The organism is Halorubrum kocurii JCM 14978 (genome assembly GCF_000337355.1).
GTDB lineage: Archaea > Halobacteriota > Halobacteria > Halobacteriales > Haloferacaceae > Halorubrum > Halorubrum kocurii.
Genome location: NZ_AOJH01000088.1, coordinates 1 through 17,813 on the forward strand (window position 1 = coordinate 1; position 17,813 = coordinate 17,813).

The 17,813-nt window shown below is 70.7% G+C and carries 20 protein-coding genes; 10 read left to right on the plus strand and 10 right to left on the minus strand.

Annotated elements, in window-relative coordinates; all coding sequences use genetic code 11:
- Positions 1-40: 40 nt before the first annotated feature.
- Both C468_RS14360 and C468_RS14365 read right to left on the minus strand, forming a co-directional pair.
- Positions 41-376, minus strand: a complete 336-nt coding sequence (locus tag C468_RS14360) for a rhodanese-like domain-containing protein (RefSeq protein WP_008849626.1) — start codon at positions 374-376, stop codon at positions 41-43.
- Between the two features lie 2 nt (positions 377-378).
- Positions 379-678: a sulfurtransferase TusA family protein gene (locus C468_RS14365; RefSeq protein WP_008849627.1), complete on the minus strand. Its 300-nt coding sequence runs from the start codon at positions 676-678 to the stop codon at positions 379-381.
- Between the two features lie 150 nt (positions 679-828).
- On the opposite strand from C468_RS14365, the gene C468_RS14370 reads away from it, so the two are divergent.
- Complete coding sequence (locus tag C468_RS14370) at positions 829-1,848, plus strand: PLP-dependent cysteine synthase family protein (RefSeq protein ID WP_008849628.1); 1,020 nt, start codon at positions 829-831, stop codon at positions 1,846-1,848.
- Positions 1,849-1,884: 36 nt separating this feature from the next.
- Here the strand turns inward: C468_RS14370 and C468_RS14375 are convergent, their stop codons facing one another.
- On the minus strand, positions 1,885-2,148 hold the full coding sequence (locus tag C468_RS14375; RefSeq protein WP_008849629.1) for a MoaD/ThiS family protein: 264 nt from the start codon (positions 2,146-2,148) through the stop codon (positions 1,885-1,887).
- 353 nt (positions 2,149-2,501) lie between these two features.
- On the opposite strand from C468_RS14375, the gene ubaA reads away from it, so the two are divergent.
- Positions 2,502-3,365 carry an SAMP-activating enzyme E1 gene (gene ubaA / locus C468_RS14380; RefSeq protein WP_008849630.1) on the plus strand — a complete coding sequence of 288 codons (864 nt, stop codon included), beginning with the start codon at positions 2,502-2,504 and terminating at the stop codon, positions 3,363-3,365.
- Between the two features lie 90 nt (positions 3,366-3,455).
- Here the strand turns inward: ubaA and C468_RS14385 are convergent, their stop codons facing one another.
- The 3 genes from C468_RS14385 to C468_RS14395 all read right to left on the minus strand — a co-directional run bounded on the left by C468_RS14385 (position 3,456) and on the right by C468_RS14395 (position 5,053).
- A complete protein-coding gene (locus C468_RS14385) occupies positions 3,456-3,899 on the minus strand; it encodes a hypothetical protein (RefSeq protein WP_008849631.1) in 444 nt (147 codons plus the stop codon).
- Between the two features lie 77 nt (positions 3,900-3,976).
- Entirely contained in the window at positions 3,977-4,405 is a 429-nt protein-coding gene (locus C468_RS14390) for a desampylase (protein WP_008849632.1), read from the minus strand.
- Between the two features lie 183 nt (positions 4,406-4,588).
- Positions 4,589-5,053, minus strand: a complete 465-nt coding sequence (locus C468_RS14395; protein ID WP_008849633.1) for an MGMT family protein — start codon at positions 5,051-5,053, stop codon at positions 4,589-4,591.
- 137 nt (positions 5,054-5,190) lie between these two features.
- Here C468_RS14395 and trpC point away from each other — a divergent pair, with 137 nt between their 5' ends.
- The 4 genes from trpC to C468_RS14415 all read left to right on the plus strand — a co-directional run bounded on the left by trpC (position 5,191) and on the right by C468_RS14415 (position 9,129).
- Complete coding sequence (gene trpC / locus C468_RS14400; RefSeq protein WP_008849634.1) at positions 5,191-6,030, plus strand: indole-3-glycerol phosphate synthase; 840 nt, start codon at positions 5,191-5,193, stop codon at positions 6,028-6,030.
- Positions 6,027-7,358: a tryptophan synthase subunit beta gene (gene trpB / locus C468_RS14405; protein ID WP_008849635.1), complete on the plus strand. Its 1,332-nt coding sequence runs from the start codon at positions 6,027-6,029 to the stop codon at positions 7,356-7,358. The genes trpC and trpB overlap by 4 nt, the downstream gene beginning before the upstream one ends.
- The gene (trpA, locus tag C468_RS14410; RefSeq protein ID WP_008849636.1) at positions 7,359-8,255 is read left to right on the plus strand and encodes a tryptophan synthase subunit alpha; all 897 of its coding nucleotides are present in this window, start codon (positions 7,359-7,361) and stop codon (positions 8,253-8,255) included.
- A gap of 82 nt (positions 8,256-8,337) precedes the next feature.
- Positions 8,338-9,129, plus strand: a complete 792-nt coding sequence (locus C468_RS14415) for a 2-amino-3,7-dideoxy-D-threo-hept-6-ulosonate synthase (RefSeq protein WP_008849637.1) — start codon at positions 8,338-8,340, stop codon at positions 9,127-9,129.
- Between the two features lie 21 nt (positions 9,130-9,150).
- Here the strand turns inward: C468_RS14415 and C468_RS14420 are convergent, their stop codons facing one another.
- Entirely contained in the window at positions 9,151-9,729 is a 579-nt protein-coding gene (locus tag C468_RS14420) for an NADPH-dependent FMN reductase (RefSeq protein ID WP_008849638.1), read from the minus strand.
- Between the two features lie 149 nt (positions 9,730-9,878).
- Positions 9,879-11,456 carry an HTTM domain-containing protein gene (locus C468_RS14425; RefSeq protein ID WP_049912253.1) on the minus strand — a complete coding sequence of 526 codons (1,578 nt, stop codon included), beginning with the start codon at positions 11,454-11,456 and terminating at the stop codon, positions 9,879-9,881.
- Positions 11,457-11,577: 121 nt separating this feature from the next.
- Between C468_RS14425 and C468_RS14430 the strand changes: the two genes are divergently transcribed.
- The gene (locus tag C468_RS14430) at positions 11,578-12,750 is read left to right on the plus strand and encodes a 3-dehydroquinate synthase II (protein WP_008849640.1); all 1,173 of its coding nucleotides are present in this window, start codon (positions 11,578-11,580) and stop codon (positions 12,748-12,750) included.
- Positions 12,751-12,973: 223 nt separating this feature from the next.
- On the plus strand, positions 12,974-13,585 hold the full coding sequence (locus C468_RS14435; RefSeq protein ID WP_008849641.1) for a hypothetical protein: 612 nt from the start codon (positions 12,974-12,976) through the stop codon (positions 13,583-13,585).
- A 90-nt stretch (positions 13,586-13,675) separates the two neighbouring features.
- On the opposite strand, the gene C468_RS14440 is transcribed toward C468_RS14435, so the two are convergent.
- Complete coding sequence (locus C468_RS14440) at positions 13,676-14,392, minus strand: SDR family NAD(P)-dependent oxidoreductase (RefSeq protein WP_008849642.1); 717 nt, start codon at positions 14,390-14,392, stop codon at positions 13,676-13,678.
- 157 nt (positions 14,393-14,549) lie between these two features.
- Between C468_RS14440 and C468_RS14445 the strand changes: the two genes are divergently transcribed.
- Positions 14,550-15,488, plus strand: coding sequence for a carbohydrate kinase family protein (locus tag C468_RS14445; protein WP_008849643.1), 939 nt, complete (start codon positions 14,550-14,552; stop codon positions 15,486-15,488).
- 72 nt (positions 15,489-15,560) lie between these two features.
- Here the strand turns inward: C468_RS14445 and C468_RS14450 are convergent, their stop codons facing one another.
- The gene (locus C468_RS14450; protein ID WP_008849644.1) at positions 15,561-17,087 is read right to left on the minus strand and encodes a carboxypeptidase M32; all 1,527 of its coding nucleotides are present in this window, start codon (positions 17,085-17,087) and stop codon (positions 15,561-15,563) included.
- 169 nt (positions 17,088-17,256) lie between these two features.
- Between C468_RS14450 and C468_RS14455 the strand changes: the two genes are divergently transcribed.
- A partial coding sequence (locus C468_RS14455; protein WP_008849645.1) for a threonine aldolase family protein occupies positions 17,257-17,813 on the plus strand: 557 nt, incomplete at its 3' end.

Sequence of the window (17,813 nt, forward strand, 5' to 3'; positions counted from 1 at the left end):
ACTCAAAGGCGAGAAAAACCGCGAAAAAACCGCTCGCTGCTCAGGCGTCCGCGGCCGCGCCCGTCTCCAGCTCGAAGTCCCACTCCTCGTAACCGCCGGCCATGCTGGCGACGAGCACGTCCTCCTCGACGCCCTCGTAGCTGCTGATCAGCATCGCGGCCTGCTTCGACGACTGGCCGACCGGGCAGGCGCAGACGACGTCGGTGTCGTCCCACTCGATGTCGGGGACCATCGACGGGAGGTCGCCCAGCGGAACGTTGATCGCGCCCGGGATGTGCCCCTGTTCGAACTCCGCCGGCGGTCGCGTGTCGATGACGCGGAGGTCGCCCTCTTCGATGCGCTCGTTGACTTCCTCGGGGGTGAGTTCCTCGACCATGGTTACTCCTTCCGCAGGAAGATGCGGTAGCGGCCGTCGCCCGACTTCCACACCTTCGCGATCGCGTCGTCGCCGACCGCCTTCGGGACGTTCTCGGTGCTCGGGACGTGGTCCGTCTTCTGGACCAGCACGTCGCCGGGCGAGAGCCCCGCGACGGCCTTCTTCGCCTCGACCTGCGGATACGGACAGACCTCGCCGGTCATGTCCTGTACCTCGATCGCGTCCTCGGAGAGCGCCTCGGCGGTCTCGTCGTCGAGCTCGTCGGGCATCTCGACGACGTCGTCCCACGATGGTTGACTCATGAGACCAGGTACAGCCGTGACCGGCTAACGGCTTTCGTGACCGGCAGGCTTCTCCCGTATCTCTGACAGGCGATCGTCGCGCACGACCGCTACAGCCGTCGAGAACGCCGTTTCCGTCGGACTCTTATCCGAGAGGCGGGTACGGGGCCCATGAGCGAGTACGTCGTCGACGAATCGACGATCTTCGAGACGCCCCTCGTGGAGGTCGACCTCAACCTCGAGGCCGACGCGGACGTGTACGCGAAGGCGGAGTGGTTCAACCTCTACGACGCCCCCCACGGCGGCGGGTCGATCAAGTCCCGGATCGCCAAGGGGATGGTAGACGGCGCCGAGGAGCGCGGCGACCTCGACCCCGGCGTCACCGTGATCGAACCGACCTCCGGCAACACGGGCAGCGAGGTGGCCCGGCTCGCCGGCGCGCGCGGTTACAACGTGGAGATCGTGATGCCCGACAACGCGGCGGGCGGGAAGGTCGACGCCGTCCGCGACGCCGGCGCGGAGATCCACTTCGTCGACGCCAACCTCGGCTACGACGCCGTCATCGAGCGCTGCGAGGAGATCGTCGCCGAGGACCCCGACGCCTACTACCGGCCGAACCAGTACGAGAACCCGGACAACCCCGGCACCCACGAGCGGACGACCGCCCGGGAGATCTACGAGGCGACCGACGGCGAGGTGACCCACTTCGTCGCGGGCGTCGGGACCGGGGGGACGATCACCGGGACCGGCCGCGGGCTGACGGACCTGAGCGGCGGCGCGGTGGAGGTCGTCGGCTTCGAGCCCGCCGAGCCGCTCCACGCCATCGACGGCCTGAAATACCTGAAGTCGGGCGATCACTACCGGCCCGACACGTACGACGAGTCGGTGCTCGACCGGACGGAGTACGTCGCGACGGCCGACGCCTACGACCGGGCGCGGGCGCTCCGCGAGCGCTACTTGGACGACCCGGTGCCGATAGCGGACCCCGGCCAACACGACGAGGCGACGGTCCGGGAACACCTCCGAGTCGACGACCAGTTCGTCGTCGGCACGTCCGCCGGCGGGGGCGCGGCCGCGGTCGCGGCCCTCGACGCGGCCGGCGACCTCGCGGACGACGACGTCGTCGTGTTCATGCTGTGCGACCGCGGCGACAAGTACGCCGACATCCCGCTCTGGGCGGACTACTTATAAACGGTCCCGCGGGAAGTCGGCGAGAAACGGCCCCTCTTACTGCCCGCCGCTGGCCGCCGGAATGACCCGGACCTGCGCGTCGTCAGGAACCTCGGCGTCGAGGCCGTCGACGGGCGTCCCCTCGACGTAGACGTTGATGAACTCCTTGATTTCGCCGTCTTCGATCACGCTGTCCCGGAGTTCCGGGCCGTGGTCGTCCGCGTGGTTCTCGAACAGTTCGCCGACGGTCTCGCCCGCGACCTCGACCTCCGAGGTCGAGGACCCTCCGACCAGCACGGCCGGCAGTTTGATCGTTGCCATGCCTCAGGTTCGCCGCCAACCTCAAAAAGGGGCCCGCCGACGGCAAGCACCACCCCCGTCTAACACGCGTCATGGGCGAGTCGACCGGAGTCGTTCGGGCGTCCCGTCGCTCGGGCGCCCCGTCGCTCGGGCGCCCCGCCGGTCAGGCGACGGTGGTCGAGGCGTCCGGCCGGTCCGGCGATGGCGGTCGAGGCGTCCGGCCGGTCCGGCGACGGCGGTCGAGGCGTCCGGCCGGTCCGGCGACGGCGGTCGAGGCGTCCGGCCGGTCCGGCGACGGCGGTCGCACCTCCGAGATGGCGGCAGTACCTCCGGTTGGCGCCCGGCTTATGCGTTCCCGGCGCGAAGGAGTTCCAATGAGCGACCTCGACCTCGATCCCACCCAGCTCGACCGGTACTCCAGGCACATCATCATGGACGACGTGGGTCCCGACGGGCAGAAGGCCCTGCTCGACGCCGAGGTGCTCGTGCTCGGCGCGGGCGGGCTCGGCGCCCCGATCATCCAGTACCTCGCCGCCGCCGGCGTCGGCACGCTCGGGATCGCCGACGACGACGAGGTCGAGCTGTCGAACCTCCAGCGTCAGGTCATCCACGGGAACGACGACGTGGGACGGAAGAAGGTCGACTCCGCCGCCGACTTCGTCGCACAGCTGAACCCCGATATCGACGTGGAGACACACGAGCTGCGGGTCGGCCCCGACAACATCGAGGAGCTGATCGACGGCTACGACTTCGTCGTCGACGGGACGGACAACTTCGCGACGCGGTACCTCGTCAACGACGCCTGCACGCTCGCGGGGATCCCCTTCTCGCACGGCTCCATCTTCAAGTTCGAGGGGCAGGTGACGACGTTCGCGGGCGGCGACGACTCCCCCTGTTACCGCTGTCTGTTCCCCGAGGCGCCGCCGGCCGGGATGGTCCCGAACTGCGCGACCGCGGGCGTGCTCGGCGTCCTGCCGGGGACCGTCGGCTGTCTGCAGGCCACGGAGACGGTCAAACACGTCATCGGCGAGGGCGAGACGCTCGACGGCTCGATGCTGTTCTTCGACGCGCTCGACATGGAGTTCGACAAGGTGGAGATCCCCAAGCGCGACGACTGCCCCGTCTGCGGCGACGACCCCGCCATCGAGTCGGTCCACGACGTGGAGTACTCCGCCTCCTGCGCCATCGACGTCGGCGGCGACGACGAGTCCGAGCCGGAGATCGAGGCTAGCGATTGAGACCGAGGCCGATGCCTGAAACCAAGGCCCCGACGGAGTGCGGCTCTGTTTGGTTTCGGGCCGGTCCAAGCTGAGGGCCCGGGCGTCCGTTTATAAGCGGTCGAGCGCTTCGTCGAGGTCGAACTGTTCCGTCCGTTCCTCGAAGTCGTCCCCGCTCCGTTCCGTCGTGTCGGGCCCCGCTCCCGACGAGTCCCCAGCGGACCGGGACGGGGTCAGTCGCACGTAGTCGTCGGCGAACCCGCCGAGGTCGACGCGGTCAGCGATGTCGCCGGGGTCGCTGTCGTCGCCGGAGTTCTCGCCGTCGCGATCGTCGACAGCCACCGTCGCCTCGAACCGCTCGCGCTCGCGAGCCGGTCCTTCGAACGGCTCGATCCGTCCGATCGCGTCGACCGAGCTCTCGATCGCCAGACAGACCGTCTCCCGTAGGCGGTCCGTCGTCGTCGCCCACCCCGCAGGCGGCACGCGCGGGAGTTCTCGCTCGCGAAACGCCCACGTCCGGATCTTGAGCTCGACCTCGGCGTCATGCCGTGCCATCTACGTCCGAACCGACGGCCCGTAGCGAAAAATACGTTCCGTCGATCGGGTGCGTCCTCCTGTCGGTTCGGCCTCGCTCACCGCTCGCTCCGCACCGCGACCGTCTCCTGTTCGAACCCGTCGTCGTCGCCGCGCCAGCGCCACGAGCCGACGAACGGGTAGCCGTCGAGCGCGCAGATGACGTACGAGTGGCCGGGCCACGTCGCCCGCGCGGCGTCCGTCTCGCTCGGGTACGTCGGACCGGTGGGGTGCGAGTGGTAGAACCCGACCACGTCGAGCCCGTCGGCTTCGGCCCGCTCGATGAGCTCCAACTGCTCCTCGGGGTCGATCAGGTACCGGATCTGGGGCGTCTCGGCCACGTTCTCGGCCTCGTAGCTCTCGGTGACGACGCTCGACTCCCCGTCGTCGCCGTGGGTGCCCGCGAGGACGCCGCAGATCTCCGCCTCTCCACCGCCGTACGCGTGGTAGACGATGTCGTCGTACACGGCCCGTGTGAGTTCGATCATGCGTAGTGTGAGGCGGGTCCGGCCGATAAGTCCGTCCCGTTCGGCAAGCGAAGCGGGCCGTCCGAGGTAGCGGCAGGGGTTGGGCGGCGCGACGCCTTTTTACCGCCCACTCTCGGAGGCGGTCGTCTGATCGGCACGGCGGAGGCGGTCGTCTGCTCGCCACAGAGCCGGTTCGCGCGCCCGCTACAGCCCTTCCGCGCGCCGGAGTGTCTCTCGCACGTCGCCCGGCGCGGCGTACGGCCCGCCCTGCACGCGGTGGTCCGGGAAGAGGATCGGAATCGGGTTGTCGCGGAGCGCGCCGGTGACCAGCTCCAGGTCCGCCGGGTCGTCGGCGTCGAGCCCGGCGAGCCGCGTCAGGCGGCTCACCGAGACCTCCTCGCCGTAGGGGACCGTTTCGAGCGCTTCGAGGACCGCCCGGCGGTCGGTCGGGACCGTGAGCCCGGTCGCGACGTCGTCGAACGCGTCGCGCTCGCCGCCGAGGTACGCCCCGATCCGGTCGAGGAGGTCGTGGTCCCCGGAGGCGTCCGCCGGCGCCGTCTCCGGGAACGACACCGAGATGACGCGGCCGCCGGCGAAGCCGACCTGAACCGCCCGTCCGATCTCGTCGAACTCGCGGGCGAAGACGCCCGACGTTCCCGTCGTGTCCATACCCGCGATCCGTGACCGCGACGGTTAAATCGACGGGACGCGCCAGGATCCCGGCCGCGCTCGCGAGCGTCTCGCCCCGCACGGCGGTGACGGCGCCCGCAAGTCTTATGAACAGATACGTGCATTAGTGTACACTAATGGAGGATCAAACCGAGCTGGCCCCCGCGGTCAGATCGATCCTGGCAGCGGCCCGCGATCGGGCGGCCGAGGGTCGGTCCGGCGAGGTCGCCGTCGTGCCGCGCGACCTGCGGGCGGCGTTCGACCGCGCCGAGGCGGACGGGCGCGTCCCACTGATCGCCGAGGTGAAGCCGACGAGCCCGACGACCGACGGCACCCGCGAGGACGACCCGGTCGCGCTCGCGGAGCGGATGGTCGCCGGCGGCGCGGCCGCGCTGAGCGTGCTCACCGAGCCGGAGCACTTCGGCGGGAGCGTCGAAACCCTCGAGCGCGTGCGCGAGGCGGTCGACGTCCCCGTCCTGCGGAAGGACTTCCTCGTCGCCGAGTCGCAGCTGGACGCCGTCGAGAGCGACGTGGTCCTGCTGATCGCTCGCTTCGTCGGCGACGACCTCCCAGACCTGCTCGCCGCCGCGCGCGACCGCGGCTTCCAGGTCCTCGTCGAGGTCCACAACCGCGACGAGCTCGAGCGCGCGGTCGACGCGGGCGCGTCGGTTATCGGGGTGAACAACCGCGACCTCGCCGAGCTGGTCGTCGATCTCGGAACCTTCGAGTCCGTGGCGCCCCACGTCCCGGACGACGTGACCCTGATCGCCGAGAGCGGGATCGGCTCGCCCGGCGACGTCCGCCGGATGCGCGCGGCCGGCGCCGACGCGCTCCTCGTCGGGAGCGCGATCATGGACGGCGACGTCGAGGCGAACACCCGCGAGTTGGTGCGGGCGGAGGCGGGAGACGAGGAGGCCGGCGCCGGCGGCGCGGACGGCGAGACCGACACCCGAGACACCACGGAGACACCCACATGAGCGAGACGGAACCCACGACGAGCGAGGCGACGAGCGCGAGAGACGGAGCCGACGCGGCGACGCCGTCGCGGCGTCCCGGTCGCGAGCGCGGCCGCGACGACGGGAAGTTCGGCCCCTACGGCGGCCAGTACGTCCCCGAGGCGCTGATGCCCGCGATCGAGGAGCTGACGGACGCGTACCGGCGTTACGTCCTCGGCAACGAGGACGGATTCATGGACGAGTTCCGCGAGCGGCTCGCGGACTTCGGCGGCCGGCCGACGCCGCTCCAGCGCGCCGACCGGCTCTCCGAGCGCTACGACCGCGAGGTGTACCTCAAGCGCGAGGACCTCCTCCACGGCGGCGCGCACAAGCTGAACAACGCCCTCGGGCAGGTCCTCTTGGCGAAGTACATGGGCAAAGAGCGGATCGTCGCGGAGACGGGCGCCGGCCAGCACGGCACCGCGACCGCGATGGCGGCCGCCCACCTCGATATACCCTGCGAGATCTACATGGGCGAGCGCGACATCAACCGCCAGCGTCCCAACGTCTTCCGGATGAAGCTCAACGGCGCCGAGGTGAACCCCGTCACCGCGGGTCGAGGCACGCTGAAGGAGGCCATCTCGGAGACGATGCGCGACTGGGCGACCACCGTCGAGAACACCCACTACGTCATCGGCTCGATCGTCGGTCCGCACCCCTTCCCGGTGATGGTCCGCGACTTCCAGGCGGTCATCTCCGAGGAGGCGCGCGAGCAGTCGATCGAGAAGGCCGGCGAGCTCCCGACCGACGTGGTGGCCTGCGCCGGCGGCGGGTCGAACACGATGGGCACGTTCGCGGGGTTCGTCGACGACGAGGCGGTCGCCCTCCACGCGGTCGAGGCCGGCGGCTCGACGCTCGAGGTCGACGAGGAGGCGGGCGTCGCCCCGAACTCGGCGTCGCTGTACACCGGGGAGGAGGGCGTGCTCCACGGCGCGCGCACGAAGCTCCTGCAGGACTCCGACGGCCAGATCATGGAGAGCCACTCGATCTCCTCCGGGCTCGACTACGCCGGTGTCGGCCCCGAGCTCGCGTACCTCGTCGACGAGGGGCGCGTGAGCCCGGTCGCCGTCGACGACGACGCGGCGCTGGAGGGGTTCCATCGGCTCTCCTCGACCGAGGGGATCATCCCCGCCTTGGAGACGGCGCACGCCTTCGGGTTCCTCGAGGAACATCACGAGGAGCTCGGAGACCGCGTGGTCGTGAACGTCTCCGGGCGCGGCGACAAGGACCTCGACGCCGCCATCGAGGAGACGGACAAGCGCGACATCGACGAGGCGCCGGACATGTCGATGTTCACGGGGGGGATCTGAATGGCGGACACCGGTAATTCGGAGGCCATCGCGGCCGCCTTCGCCGACGGCCCCGCCTACGTCCCGTACCTCGCGGTCGGCGACCCGGACTACGAGGCGTCGCTGGAGTACGTCCGCGCGCTCGACCGCGGCGGCGCGGACGTGATCGAGCTGGGGCTCCCCTTCTCGGAGCCGATCGCGGAGGGGCCGACGATACAGGGCGCCCTCGTGCGCTCGCTCGACGCCGGGATGACGCCGGACCGGTTCTTCGCGTTCGCCGAGGAGCTGGACGTGGAGGCGCCCTTGGTCTGCATGACGTACTACAACCTGATTTATCAGTACGGGGGAAGCGAGGCGCGGAGCGCCTCGGACGCGAGCGGTGAAACCGCGAGCACCGGCCCCCGCCCCTTCGTGGAGCGCGCCGCCGCGGCCGGCATCGAGGGGCTCGTGGTCCCCGACCTCCCGGCCGAGGAGGCGGACCCGCTGCGGGAGGCGTGCGACGAGTTCGGGCTCGACCTCGTTTTCATCGTCGCGCCCACCACGGTCGGCGACCGGCTCGACCGGATCATGAGCCGCGTGTCGGGCTACGTCTACGTGCAGGCGCGGCTCGGGACCACCGGCGCGCGCAGCGACGTGTCCGACCAGACCACGCAGAGCCTCGACCGCCTCGCCGAGTACGACGTGCCGAAGGCCGTCGGGTTCGGCATCTCGTCGGGCGACCACGCGGAGCGTATCGTCGCCGGCGGCGCCGACGGGGTCATCGTCGGCTCGGCGCTCGTCGACATCGTCGCCGAGGGCGTCGAGGACGACCTGTCGACCGCCGCGGTCGCCGACCGGCTGGAGGCGCTCTCGCGCGAACTGAAGGCGGGCGCCGAGCGCGGTCACGCCGCGCGCGCCGAGCCGGCGGAGTCGCGGTGAACGCGGCTTCGAGCCAATACGTCCCCGAACGAAACCCACTTACCTCCGATTGCCACACTCTCACACAACGAGCCACACCATCATGACAGCAGGACTCTCGGCACGACTCGAGCGCATCTCCACGAACGACCGATACCTCATCGTCCCCATGGACCACGGGCTCACGATGGGCGCCGTCGACGGCCTCGTCGACATCGAGTCGACGATCGACGGCGTCACGCGCGGCGGCGCCGACGCGGTGCTCACTCAGAAGGGGATCGCGCCGCGCGTCCACGACAACAAGAACGACGCGGGGTACATCGTCCACGTCAACGGGTCGACCACCATCGGTCCCGACGAGAGCGACAAGCGCGTCACCGCCACCGCCGAGGACGCGGTGCGCGCTGGCGCCGACGCGGTGTCGTTCCACATCAACGTCGGCTCCGACCACGAGCCGGAGCAGATCGAGGAGCTCGCGGAGCTGACCGCCGACGCCTCGCGCCTCGGCCTCCCGGTGCTCGCGATGGCGTACGCGCGCGGGCCGGGCGTCGACGAGACCGACCCCGAGGCGCTCGGACACGCGGTGCGGCTCGCCGAGGAGGTCGGCGCCGACGTGGTGAAGACCGGCTACTCCGGCGACGGCGACTCGTTCGCCCGCGTCACGGAGTCGACCCGGCTCCCGGTCGTCATCGCCGGCGGCTCGAAGGGGACCGACCGCGAGACGGTGGAGATGGTCCGCGGCGCGATGGACGGCGACGCCGCCGGCGTGTCGATGGGGCGGTCGATCTTCCAGCACGAGGACCCCGAGGGGATCGCCCGCGCGGTGTCGGCGGTCGTCCACGACGACGCCGGCGTCGAAGAGGCGCTCGCCGCGGGCGGATTCGTCGAGGCCTGAGGGCACCTCGCCTCGTAACGGTCACCTCGCCCCGACGTTCTGGTCTCCCTCGAACGAGTCCGGGTCGGGCTCGATGTCGGCGTACTGCACGGCGCGACGCCCCAGCGTGAGCGCTCGCCCGTCGAGGTCCTCGTCGAGGAGGTCGCCGTCCTCGAACTGCGCGTGGGCGCGAGGGACGGCCACCTGATGGGGGATCACCCACGCGTTGAGGGCCCGACAGACGGAGCGGAGATGCTCCAACGCGGTCACCGGAAACCCGCCGCCGGCGACCGCGAGGAGCCCGACGGTTTTGTCCTCGAACTCCTCGAAGCCGCAGTAATCGAGCGCCGTCTTCAGCGTGGACGAGTACGAACCGTGGTACATCGGCGTTCCGAGGACGACGGCCTCGGCCTCGCGGACTCGCGTTTTGAACGCGTTCGCGTCCCCCGCCTCGTCGCGATCGGCGTCGTACGTCGGGAGGTCGTACTCGCGGAGGTCGAGCAGCTCGGCTGTGCCCCCCGCACGGCGGACGCCGTCGAGCGCGCGATCGACGCCGAGCCGGGTGTAGCTCCCGTCTCGAAGGCTGCCGACGACGCCGACGACGTGTGGTGTGTCGGACATGACCCACACGACACGCCGTCACCACTAATACGATCGGGCCGGTCCGACCCAGGGTACACCATCGCTCGTCACGTCAGACCCGCTCGCTGTTTCTGAGAGTCCGCGACGGCGTCGTCGAGCGAGCGACGCGAGGGGGAGCGCCGCCGAGATCAGCAGGCGGTACGTATCTGCGCTTCCGGCTCCGGCTCCCCCACCGGCCCGTTCGGGTCGACCGACTGCTCGACGCGGAAGACGGTCACAGAGGCGAGGCTGCGGTCAGACCGCTCGCAGGCGTACGCGGCCACCGGCCGATACCGCGACTCCCCGGCGTTCTTCATCCTGAATCCGAACTGGTGCCAGAGGACCGACGGATACGTCTCCGCCGCGTCCGGCGGTCGGTCGTACGTGACCGCCTCCCCGTCGCGCATGTCGATCGAGTCGCCCGATTCGAGCGTCCCTCGGACGACGTACCAGTTGGAGGCGTCCGGCGGGTTCGGCGCGAAGAACGACCAGCTCACTTCGGACAGGTCGCCGGTCGATTCCGACGCGGGGAGGTCGACGAGACCGACTCCTGCGGCCTGCCACCACACGAGCGCGAGGAAGGAGCCCGCGAGCAACAGCGTCGCTCCCACCCGGATCCCTCGGCGAACCCGCGACGGAATCGGGGACGCGGTCTCGGTCGCCTTTCCGCCGTCACTTCGGTCGGCCTCGGTCGCGTTTCCGCCGTCACTTCGGTACGGGCGCTCGGCGGGGCGGGAGGCGCCGTGGAGCTTCGACGTGGCGGCCTCGACGAGGTCCCAGACTCCGGGCGGAAGGAACAGCAGGAGGACCGAAGCCATGACGAACGGGAACACGCCGAGCCGCATCGTCACGGCCATGCCGAGGTGTGCGGAGACGAACGCGAGGGCGACCGCGGCCCTGAGCCATCCGGTCGCGGCGATAAGCAGAGCGGACGCCGAGAGGAGCGCGATCCAGAGCCAGTTTATCGTCGCGAGAACCACGGCGTGTTCCGAGACGAACGGTCCCACCCCCACGATGAACTCCTCCAACTGGAAGATCCGAGGGACCGCGACCCCCGACATCCACGCGTCGCTCCGGTACTTGGAGACCGCGTTCGCCGCGTAGATCGACACGAGCGTCAGGAGCGTGACGGCCGTTCCGACCGAACAGACCCGCGGAGCGACGCCCTCCCGTTCGTCGGCTCCCCGTCGGTCGACATCGTTCCGATCGGTACGGCCGCTCCGACGGCCCGCGCCCGGCGCGCAGCGGGCGTCGAGGGGGAGGAAGAGGCTTATAAAGAGGAACACGACCAGAATCGTGTTCCCGCCGTTGATCACGTACGGGTTCCGAGCGTACAGCGACGCGAGCAGGACGAGCGAGACGCCCGTCGACGCCCGCGTTCGATAGCCGACGAGGAAGCAGACTGCGGCGCCGACCGCGACCGCGAGCAGCCCCGTCTGTACCCACGCCGAGCCGGAGACGGCGTGTATCGAGAGGCTCTCTAACTGCGGATATATCTCGGCGAGCGTCGAGCGCGGAAGGACGCCCTCGTCCGTGTAGAACGCCCTCACCGCCGGGAGCCGATAGACCAGCAGGTCCCCGAGGAGGAAGAGCGCCAGCGCGATTCGGAACGCGCCGAGCGCCCGCGGGTCGATCCCGAGATACGGCGCGGCGCGCTCGCGGAGGGACTCACGCACCGCGGCGTATCGGGAACCCGCCTTCGAGAGGCGCCGGCTTGGTAGCGTCATTCGGAGGTGTGAGTCGAACGATGTGATCTCAGTGATAAGTGCTTTGTTGTCCTCCGCGTCCTCACGCGCAACGCCCGACCCTTTCGCAGTTTTCAAGCCCGCCCGCCGTGAGGTTCCGACAATGACACGCACGGTCTGGGTGAAGGCCGACGGCGACGTCGGCGACTGGGAGGCGCGCAAGCGACGGATCACGGCCGCCATCGAGGCCGGCGCGGACTGGGTGCTCGTCGACGAGACCGACGTGGGCCGCGTCCGCGACCTGGGCGACATCTCGGTCGCCGCGTTCCGCTCGGAGGCGGACGTGATCGACGACGGCGAAAACGGCCCCGAGGCCGACGCCTACTTCGTCGGGAAGGGCGGCGAGGGCGACGGGACCATCGACATGCCCGAGGACCTGTCCGGCTCGGCGGACCTCACGACGGTCCGTCGGCGCGACGACCGCGCGCAGGGCGTGTACGTCCGGGTGCTCGGCACCGAGTACGAGCGCTTCGCGGAGGAGGCCGCCACCGACGCCGAGTTCACGGTGATCGTCGGCGAGGACTGGTCGATCATCCCGCTGGAGAACCTGATCGCGCGGGTCGGCGAGGAGACGCACCTCGTCGCGGGCGCGACCACCGCCGCGGAAGCGCGGACCGCCTTCGAGACGCTGGAGATCGGCGCCGACGGCGTCCTCCTCGACGCCGACTCCCCCGACGAGATCCGCGGCGCGGTCGAGGCCCGCGACGCCGCCGACCGCGAGACGCTGGACCTCCGGCACGCCGAGGTGACCGCGGTCGAGCGCACCGGCATGGCCGACCGCGTCTGTATCGACACCGGGTCGCTGATGGACGACGACGAGGGGATGCTCGTGGGCTCGATGTCGCGCGGGCTGTTCTTCGTCCACGCCGAGACCGCGGAGTCGCCGTACGTCGAGTCGCGCCCGTTCCGCGTGAACGCGGGCGCCGTCCACGCGTACGTCCGCAACGCCGAGGGCGGCACCAACTACCTCGCAGAGCTGACCAGCGGCGACGAGGTGCAGATCGTCGACACCGCGGGGCACACCCGCGAGGCGATCGTCGGGCGCGTGAAGATCGAGAAGCGGCCGATGTTCCGGATTCAGGCGGAGATCGAGACTGACGAGGGGACCGACCGCGTGGAGACGCTGATCCAGAACGCCGAGACCGTGAAGGTCGCGACCGCGGACGGCAAGAAGGCGGTCACCGACCTGGAGGAGGGCGACGAGGCGCTCGTCTACTACGAGGACGTGGCGCGTCACTTCGGCGAGGCGGTCGAGGAGAGCATCATCGAGAAGTGAGTGGCCGACCGAAGGGAGGCCACTTACAAGCGAGCGGGCCTGTGGCTCGCGAGTAGCGGGACCGACCGGATGGGAGGTCCCGTAGGCGAACGGCGCAGCCGTGAGCCGAGCCGCCGACCAGCGGGAGGCCGCTACTGACGAACGGGCCGCGGTCGGAGATCGCGAAGCCCGACCGATTGCAGCGACCCCAATTTTTATCAGAAAATTCATCGATCGGCTTTCCATGGCTGTCAGTCACGAGACCAGTCGCGTTTCGGACGGAAACATCCTCGAACGCGTTCGGCACCTCGCGAACGCCGCGAACCCGGCGTTCGCCGCCGGGAGCCTCCTCGTTCCGCTGGCGTTCTTCGCCGCGAGCCTCCTGCTCTCGAGCACGGAACTGCTGTTTTATACCCACGTCGCCGCGGGCGCGGTGTGGTTCGGCTTCGCGCTGATCTTCCCGGCGATCATCGGCCCGACGCTCGGGGGGCTCAACGAGGAGGCGTCGGCCGCGGTGACGACGACGCTGGTGCCGAAGGCGGTCTTCTTCCTCGTCGGCTTCTCCCTGACGACGGTGCTCTCCGGAACGGTGCTTTTGACGCCCGATCTCGGGCTCGGCTACGGCTTCGGCGGGACCTGGTCGGGGCTCGCGCTGGCGCTCGGCTGGGGGCTGTTCGCCTTCGGCCTGGCGGTGCCCCACCGCCTCCACCTCAGCGCCTACTACGAGACGTTGTCGCCCGACCCCGACGCCTCCCGCCTCGGATCGATCGAGAAGAAGAATCTCGTCGTCGGGCTGTTCGAGGCCGCGGTGATGCTCGCGCTCATCGTCCTGATGACCGGGTTCCGGCTGGGGTGAGCTCGACGCCGGTTCGGCCTCTTAAAAGGGACGACGGCCGGCGGTCAGCGGCGGCTTCCGGCGGCGAATCGCCGGACGACCGCGCCGCGCTCACCAGGAGACGACCTCGCGGTCCTTCCAGAGGCGTCCCCCCGGGCTCCCGGGCGCGAACCGTGACAGCCACACCGGGGTCTCGGCCCCCTTCGACGGCGACCGCGGCGCGCCGTTCCCGCCCATGTCCGTCTGAACCCACCCGGGAGAGACGGCGTTGGCGATAAGCCCGCGGTCACCGTACTCGCCGTCGAGATAGGCCGTCAGCCCTCCGAGACCGACTTTCGATAGTCGGTAGGGCGGATACCCGCCGTCCATCTGCCCCGCCGAGAACTGACCGAGCCCCGACGACATGGACACCACGCGTCCGCCGGCGCCGTCCAAGAGCAGCGGGAGCGCCGCCTTCGTCAGCATGACCGGCCCGCGGAAGTTCACGGCCATCGTCCGGTCGAAGTCCGCCTCGTCCATCTCGTGGAGCGGTCCCGACCGGGAGAAGATCCCGGCGTTGTTCACGAGGACGTCGAGGGACCCCGCCTCTCGGTCGATCCGGTCGACGGCCGCGCGGATCGCCTCGTCGTCGGTCACGTCCAACTCGACGGCGCGCTGGTCCGGCGCGCCGACGGCGGCCGGGTCGCGAGCCCCCGCGTAGACGGTCGCGCCCAGCTCCGCGAGGCCCGCGGCGATCTCGGCGCCGATGCCTCGGTTCGCTCCCGTCACGAGGGCGACGTCGTCGGTCAGGTCCGCCTTGAGCTCGACTTCGGGGGTCGGCTGTGTCATGTCAGTGAACGCCAGGGGCTCCCCCGGCAAATATCCAACAGCCGCGCGCACCCGTCTCGTCCGCCCGGCGACCGCTCCGCGACGCCGACGGCGGACCGGGTCGAGTGGGTAGATTCATGCGAGCCAGGCGCGAACGTCCCGCCAACGGAGCGACACAGTGAGTGACGGCACACGGGGGATCGCGGTCATCGGCGACACGACGGTCGACGTTTATCCGACTGGCGGCGAGCCCATTGCGCCGGGGAGCGCCTTCGAGTGGCACGTCGGCGGCACGGCGACGAACGCCGCTCGGTGGGCCGCGGCGCTCGGGGGCGAGGTCAGCCTCGTGACGAACGTCGGGAACGACGTCCTCGGCGCGGCGGCCGCCCGGCACCTCGCCGACGGGCCGGTCGACGCGAGTCGCGTCGCGCGGGTCGACGCGCCGTCGCCGCTGACGCTGTACACCGGCCCGGACGGCGACGAGCACTGGAACGCGTGGGTGGCCGGCAGCTGTTACGGGTTCACCCCGCCGACCGACCCGGCGTCGTTCGCGGCCGCACACGAGTGGCTCCTCTTGGAGGGCGTAACGCTGCCGGCCGAGGTGAACGGGGCTGCGGTCCGCCGCCTCGCCGCGGCGGCCGCGGAGCACGGGACTCGCGTCGCGCTCGACCTCAACGGGCGACCGAACCAGTGGTCCGGCCCGGACGCCTACCGCGACGCGCTGCGGGCGGTCCTCCCACACTGCGACCTGCTGTTCGCCGGGACGGACGACCTCGCGGTGGCGGGCGCGGATCCGACGCCGGCGGGGCTGCTCGGACTCCTCCCGGCGGACCACGACGCGACCGCGTTCGTCACCGACGGCGGCGAGGCGACGCGCGCGGTCGGCATCGTCGACGGGGAAGTGACGGAGCGGGCCACCGCGACGCCCCCGTCGGCCGCCGTCGCCACCGCGGCCGGCGCCGGCGACGCGTTCGCCGGGGCGGTCCTCGCGGCGCGACGCGGCGGCGTGTCGGCGCTCGCCGAGCTGGCGGCGATCGGTAACGCGGCGGGCGCGGCGGCCGTCGAGGCGGTCGGCGCGTTCGACTCGGACGCCGCCGCGGCGCTCCGGCGGGGCTGATCGCGGACCGATCCGCCGGCGACCGTCGGGGGTCGCGGGCGTTCGCGCGGCCCGCCGAAACCGGGGACCGCCTCAGATCCCGTACAGGTCGCCGTACTTCGCCTCGACGTAGTCGGTGAACGCGTCCGCCGAGAAGTCGTCGCCGGTCGCTCGCTTCACGAGCTCATTGGTCTCGTAGCGGGAGCCGTGCCGGTGGACGTTCTCGCCGAGCCACTCGCGGAGGTCGTCGAACTCGCCAGCCGCGATCTTCCCGTCGAGGTCGTCGATCTCGCTCTCGGCGGCCGCGAACAGCTGGGCGGCCATGACGGAGCCGAGCGAGTAGGTCGGGAAGTAGCCGAAGTTGCCGTGGCTCCAGTGGATGTCCTGCAGGCACCCCTCGGCGTCTGTGTCGGGACGGATCCCGAGGTACTCCTCGTACTTGTCGTTCCAGACCTCGGGCACGTCCTCGACCGCGAGGTCGCCGCGGACCAGGTCGCGCTCGATCTCGAACCGGACGACGATGTGGAGGTGGTAGGTGAGCTCGTCGGCCTCGACGCGGATGAGGTTGTCCTCGTGGACCTGGTTGAACGCCTGATAAGCGTCCTCGATGGTGGCGTCGTCGGTCTCAGGGAAGTGCTCCTGGAAGGTCGGTAAGAAGAGCTCCCAGAACGCTCGGCTCCGACCGACGTGGTTCTCCCAGAGGCGCGACTGCGACTCGTGGACCGAGAGGTCCCGCGACTCGCCGAGCGGCGTCCCGAACTGCTCCCGCGGGAGCCCGAGGTTGTACTGCGCGTGGCCGAACTCGTGGATCGTCGAGCCGATCGCCCCGAGCGGGTCGGACTCGTCGAACCTGGTGGTCACGCGGCAGTCGAACTGGTTGCCCGCGGTGAACGGGTGCGAGGAGACGTCGAGCCGGCCGCGGTCGAAGTCGTAGCCGACCAGTTCGAGGGTCTCGCGCGCGAGCGCCTCCTGGTCGTCCTCGGGGAACGCCCCCTCGAAGGTGTCGACGGCGAGGTCGGCGTCGGACTCGCGGATCGCGTCGATCATGGGGACGAGCGTCTCGCGAAGCTCCGTGAGGATCGCCTCCGCGCGGTCCATCGAGAGGCACGGCTCGAACTCCTCGAAGAGGACCTCGTAGGGGTCCCGGTCGGGGTCGATGTGCTCGGCGTACTCGCGTTTCAGCTCGACGTGTTTCTCTAGGTGCGGGGCGAACTCGTCGAAGTCGTCCTCGGCCTTCGCCTCCTCCCACGCCTGCAGCGCCTCCGTGCTCGTCTCGGAGATCTCCTCGACGAGCTCGACGGGGACGGCGTCGGCGCGCTCGTAGTCGCGGCGGACCTCGCGGACGACCGCCGCCTGCTCGTCGGTGAGGTCGGCGTCGGCGAGTTCGTCGAGCAGGGCGCCCGTCTCCTCGTCCGTGACCATGTCGTGGCGGATCGACGAGAGCGTCGAGAGCTGCTTCGACCGGGCGGGGGTGCCGCCCTCGGGCATCATCACCTGCTGGTCCCACCCGAGCACGCCGGCGGCGCTCCCGACCGCGTTCCAGCGTCGAACACGGTCCAGGAGGGCGTCGTACGCCTCGGGGGCGTCGGCTGCGTCGTCGGTCGCGGCTTCCGTTGCCATACCCCGCAGATCGGCCGCGTCGGTTAAGAAGGGACCGGACCCGGAATCCGGCCCGCGGACGGAGCGCGGCGTGCGGCGCTCCGAGCGCGGGGCGCCGGCAGCCCGGATCCGGGCGACCCCGCCCCGAGCGCGACCTATTTCCGGCCGGCCGTCGAACCGCCGGCAACGAATGGACATCGACGAGGACACCATCGACCTGCGATCCGACACCGTCACGACGCCCTCGGAGGCGATGCGCGACGCCGCCCGCGACGCCGAGGTCGGCGACGACGTGTACCGAGACGACCCGACGGTGAACGAGCTGGAGCGCCGCGCCGCCGACGCGGTCGGAACCGAAGCCGCCCTGTACGTTCCCTCGGGGACGATGGCGAACCAGATCGCCGTCCACGTGCACACCGAGCCGGGCCAAGAGCTCCTCTTGGAGCGCGAGTCCCACATCTACCGGTGGGAGCTGGCGGGCGCCGCGAAGCTGTCGGGCGCCCAGACCCGGACGATCGACGCCGGCGAGCGCTGCGTCCCGACCCCCGAGGCGGTCCGCGAGGGGCTCGTCGAGGAGGACCTCCACCGACCGGGCACCGGGCTCCTCTCGCTGGAGAACACCCACAACTACCGCGGCGGGACGGCGATCCCGGTCGACCGGATCGCGGCGGCCGCAGACGCCGCCCGCGACGCCGACGTGCCGGTGCACCTCGACGGCGCGCGTCTGTTCAACGCCGCGGTCGCGCT

Bases quoted from the DNA above. Each gene is read 5' to 3' on its own strand.
- C468_RS14375 (WP_008849629.1), bottom strand. From the start codon at position 2,148: ATGGCAACGATCAAACTGCCGGCCGTGCTGGTCGGAGGGTCCTCGACC.
- trpA (WP_008849636.1), top strand. From the start codon at position 7,359: ATGGCGGACACCGGTAATTCGGAGGCCATCGCGGCCGCCTTCGCCGAC.
- trpB (WP_008849635.1), top strand. From the start codon at position 6,027: ATGAGCGAGACGGAACCCACGACGAGCGAGGCGACGAGCGCGAGAGAC.
- trpC (WP_008849634.1), top strand. From the start codon at position 5,191: ATGGAGGATCAAACCGAGCTGGCCCCCGCGGTCAGATCGATCCTGGCA.
- C468_RS14365 (WP_008849627.1), bottom strand. From the start codon at position 678: ATGAGTCAACCATCGTGGGACGACGTCGTCGAGATGCCCGACGAGCTC.
- C468_RS14435 (WP_008849641.1), top strand. From the start codon at position 12,974: ATGGCTGTCAGTCACGAGACCAGTCGCGTTTCGGACGGAAACATCCTC.
- ubaA (WP_008849630.1), top strand. From the start codon at position 2,502: ATGAGCGACCTCGACCTCGATCCCACCCAGCTCGACCGGTACTCCAGG.
- C468_RS14360 (WP_008849626.1), bottom strand. From the start codon at position 376: ATGGTCGAGGAACTCACCCCCGAGGAAGTCAACGAGCGCATCGAAGAG.
- C468_RS14390 (WP_008849632.1), bottom strand. From the start codon at position 4,405: ATGATCGAACTCACACGGGCCGTGTACGACGACATCGTCTACCACGCG.
- C468_RS14440 (WP_008849642.1), bottom strand. From the start codon at position 14,392: ATGACACAGCCGACCCCCGAAGTCGAGCTCAAGGCGGACCTGACCGAC.
- C468_RS14420 (WP_008849638.1), bottom strand. From the start codon at position 9,729: ATGTCCGACACACCACACGTCGTCGGCGTCGTCGGCAGCCTTCGAGAC.
- C468_RS14430 (WP_008849640.1), top strand. From the start codon at position 11,578: ATGACACGCACGGTCTGGGTGAAGGCCGACGGCGACGTCGGCGACTGG.
- C468_RS14415 (WP_008849637.1), top strand. From the start codon at position 8,338: ATGACAGCAGGACTCTCGGCACGACTCGAGCGCATCTCCACGAACGAC.
- C468_RS14395 (WP_008849633.1), bottom strand. From the start codon at position 5,053: ATGGACACGACGGGAACGTCGGGCGTCTTCGCCCGCGAGTTCGACGAG.
- C468_RS14425 (WP_049912253.1), bottom strand. From the start codon at position 11,456: ATGACGCTACCAAGCCGGCGCCTCTCGAAGGCGGGTTCCCGATACGCC.
- C468_RS14450 (WP_008849644.1), bottom strand. From the start codon at position 17,087: ATGGCAACGGAAGCCGCGACCGACGACGCAGCCGACGCCCCCGAGGCG.
- C468_RS14385 (WP_008849631.1), bottom strand. From the start codon at position 3,899: ATGGCACGGCATGACGCCGAGGTCGAGCTCAAGATCCGGACGTGGGCG.
- C468_RS14370 (WP_008849628.1), top strand. From the start codon at position 829: ATGAGCGAGTACGTCGTCGACGAATCGACGATCTTCGAGACGCCCCTC.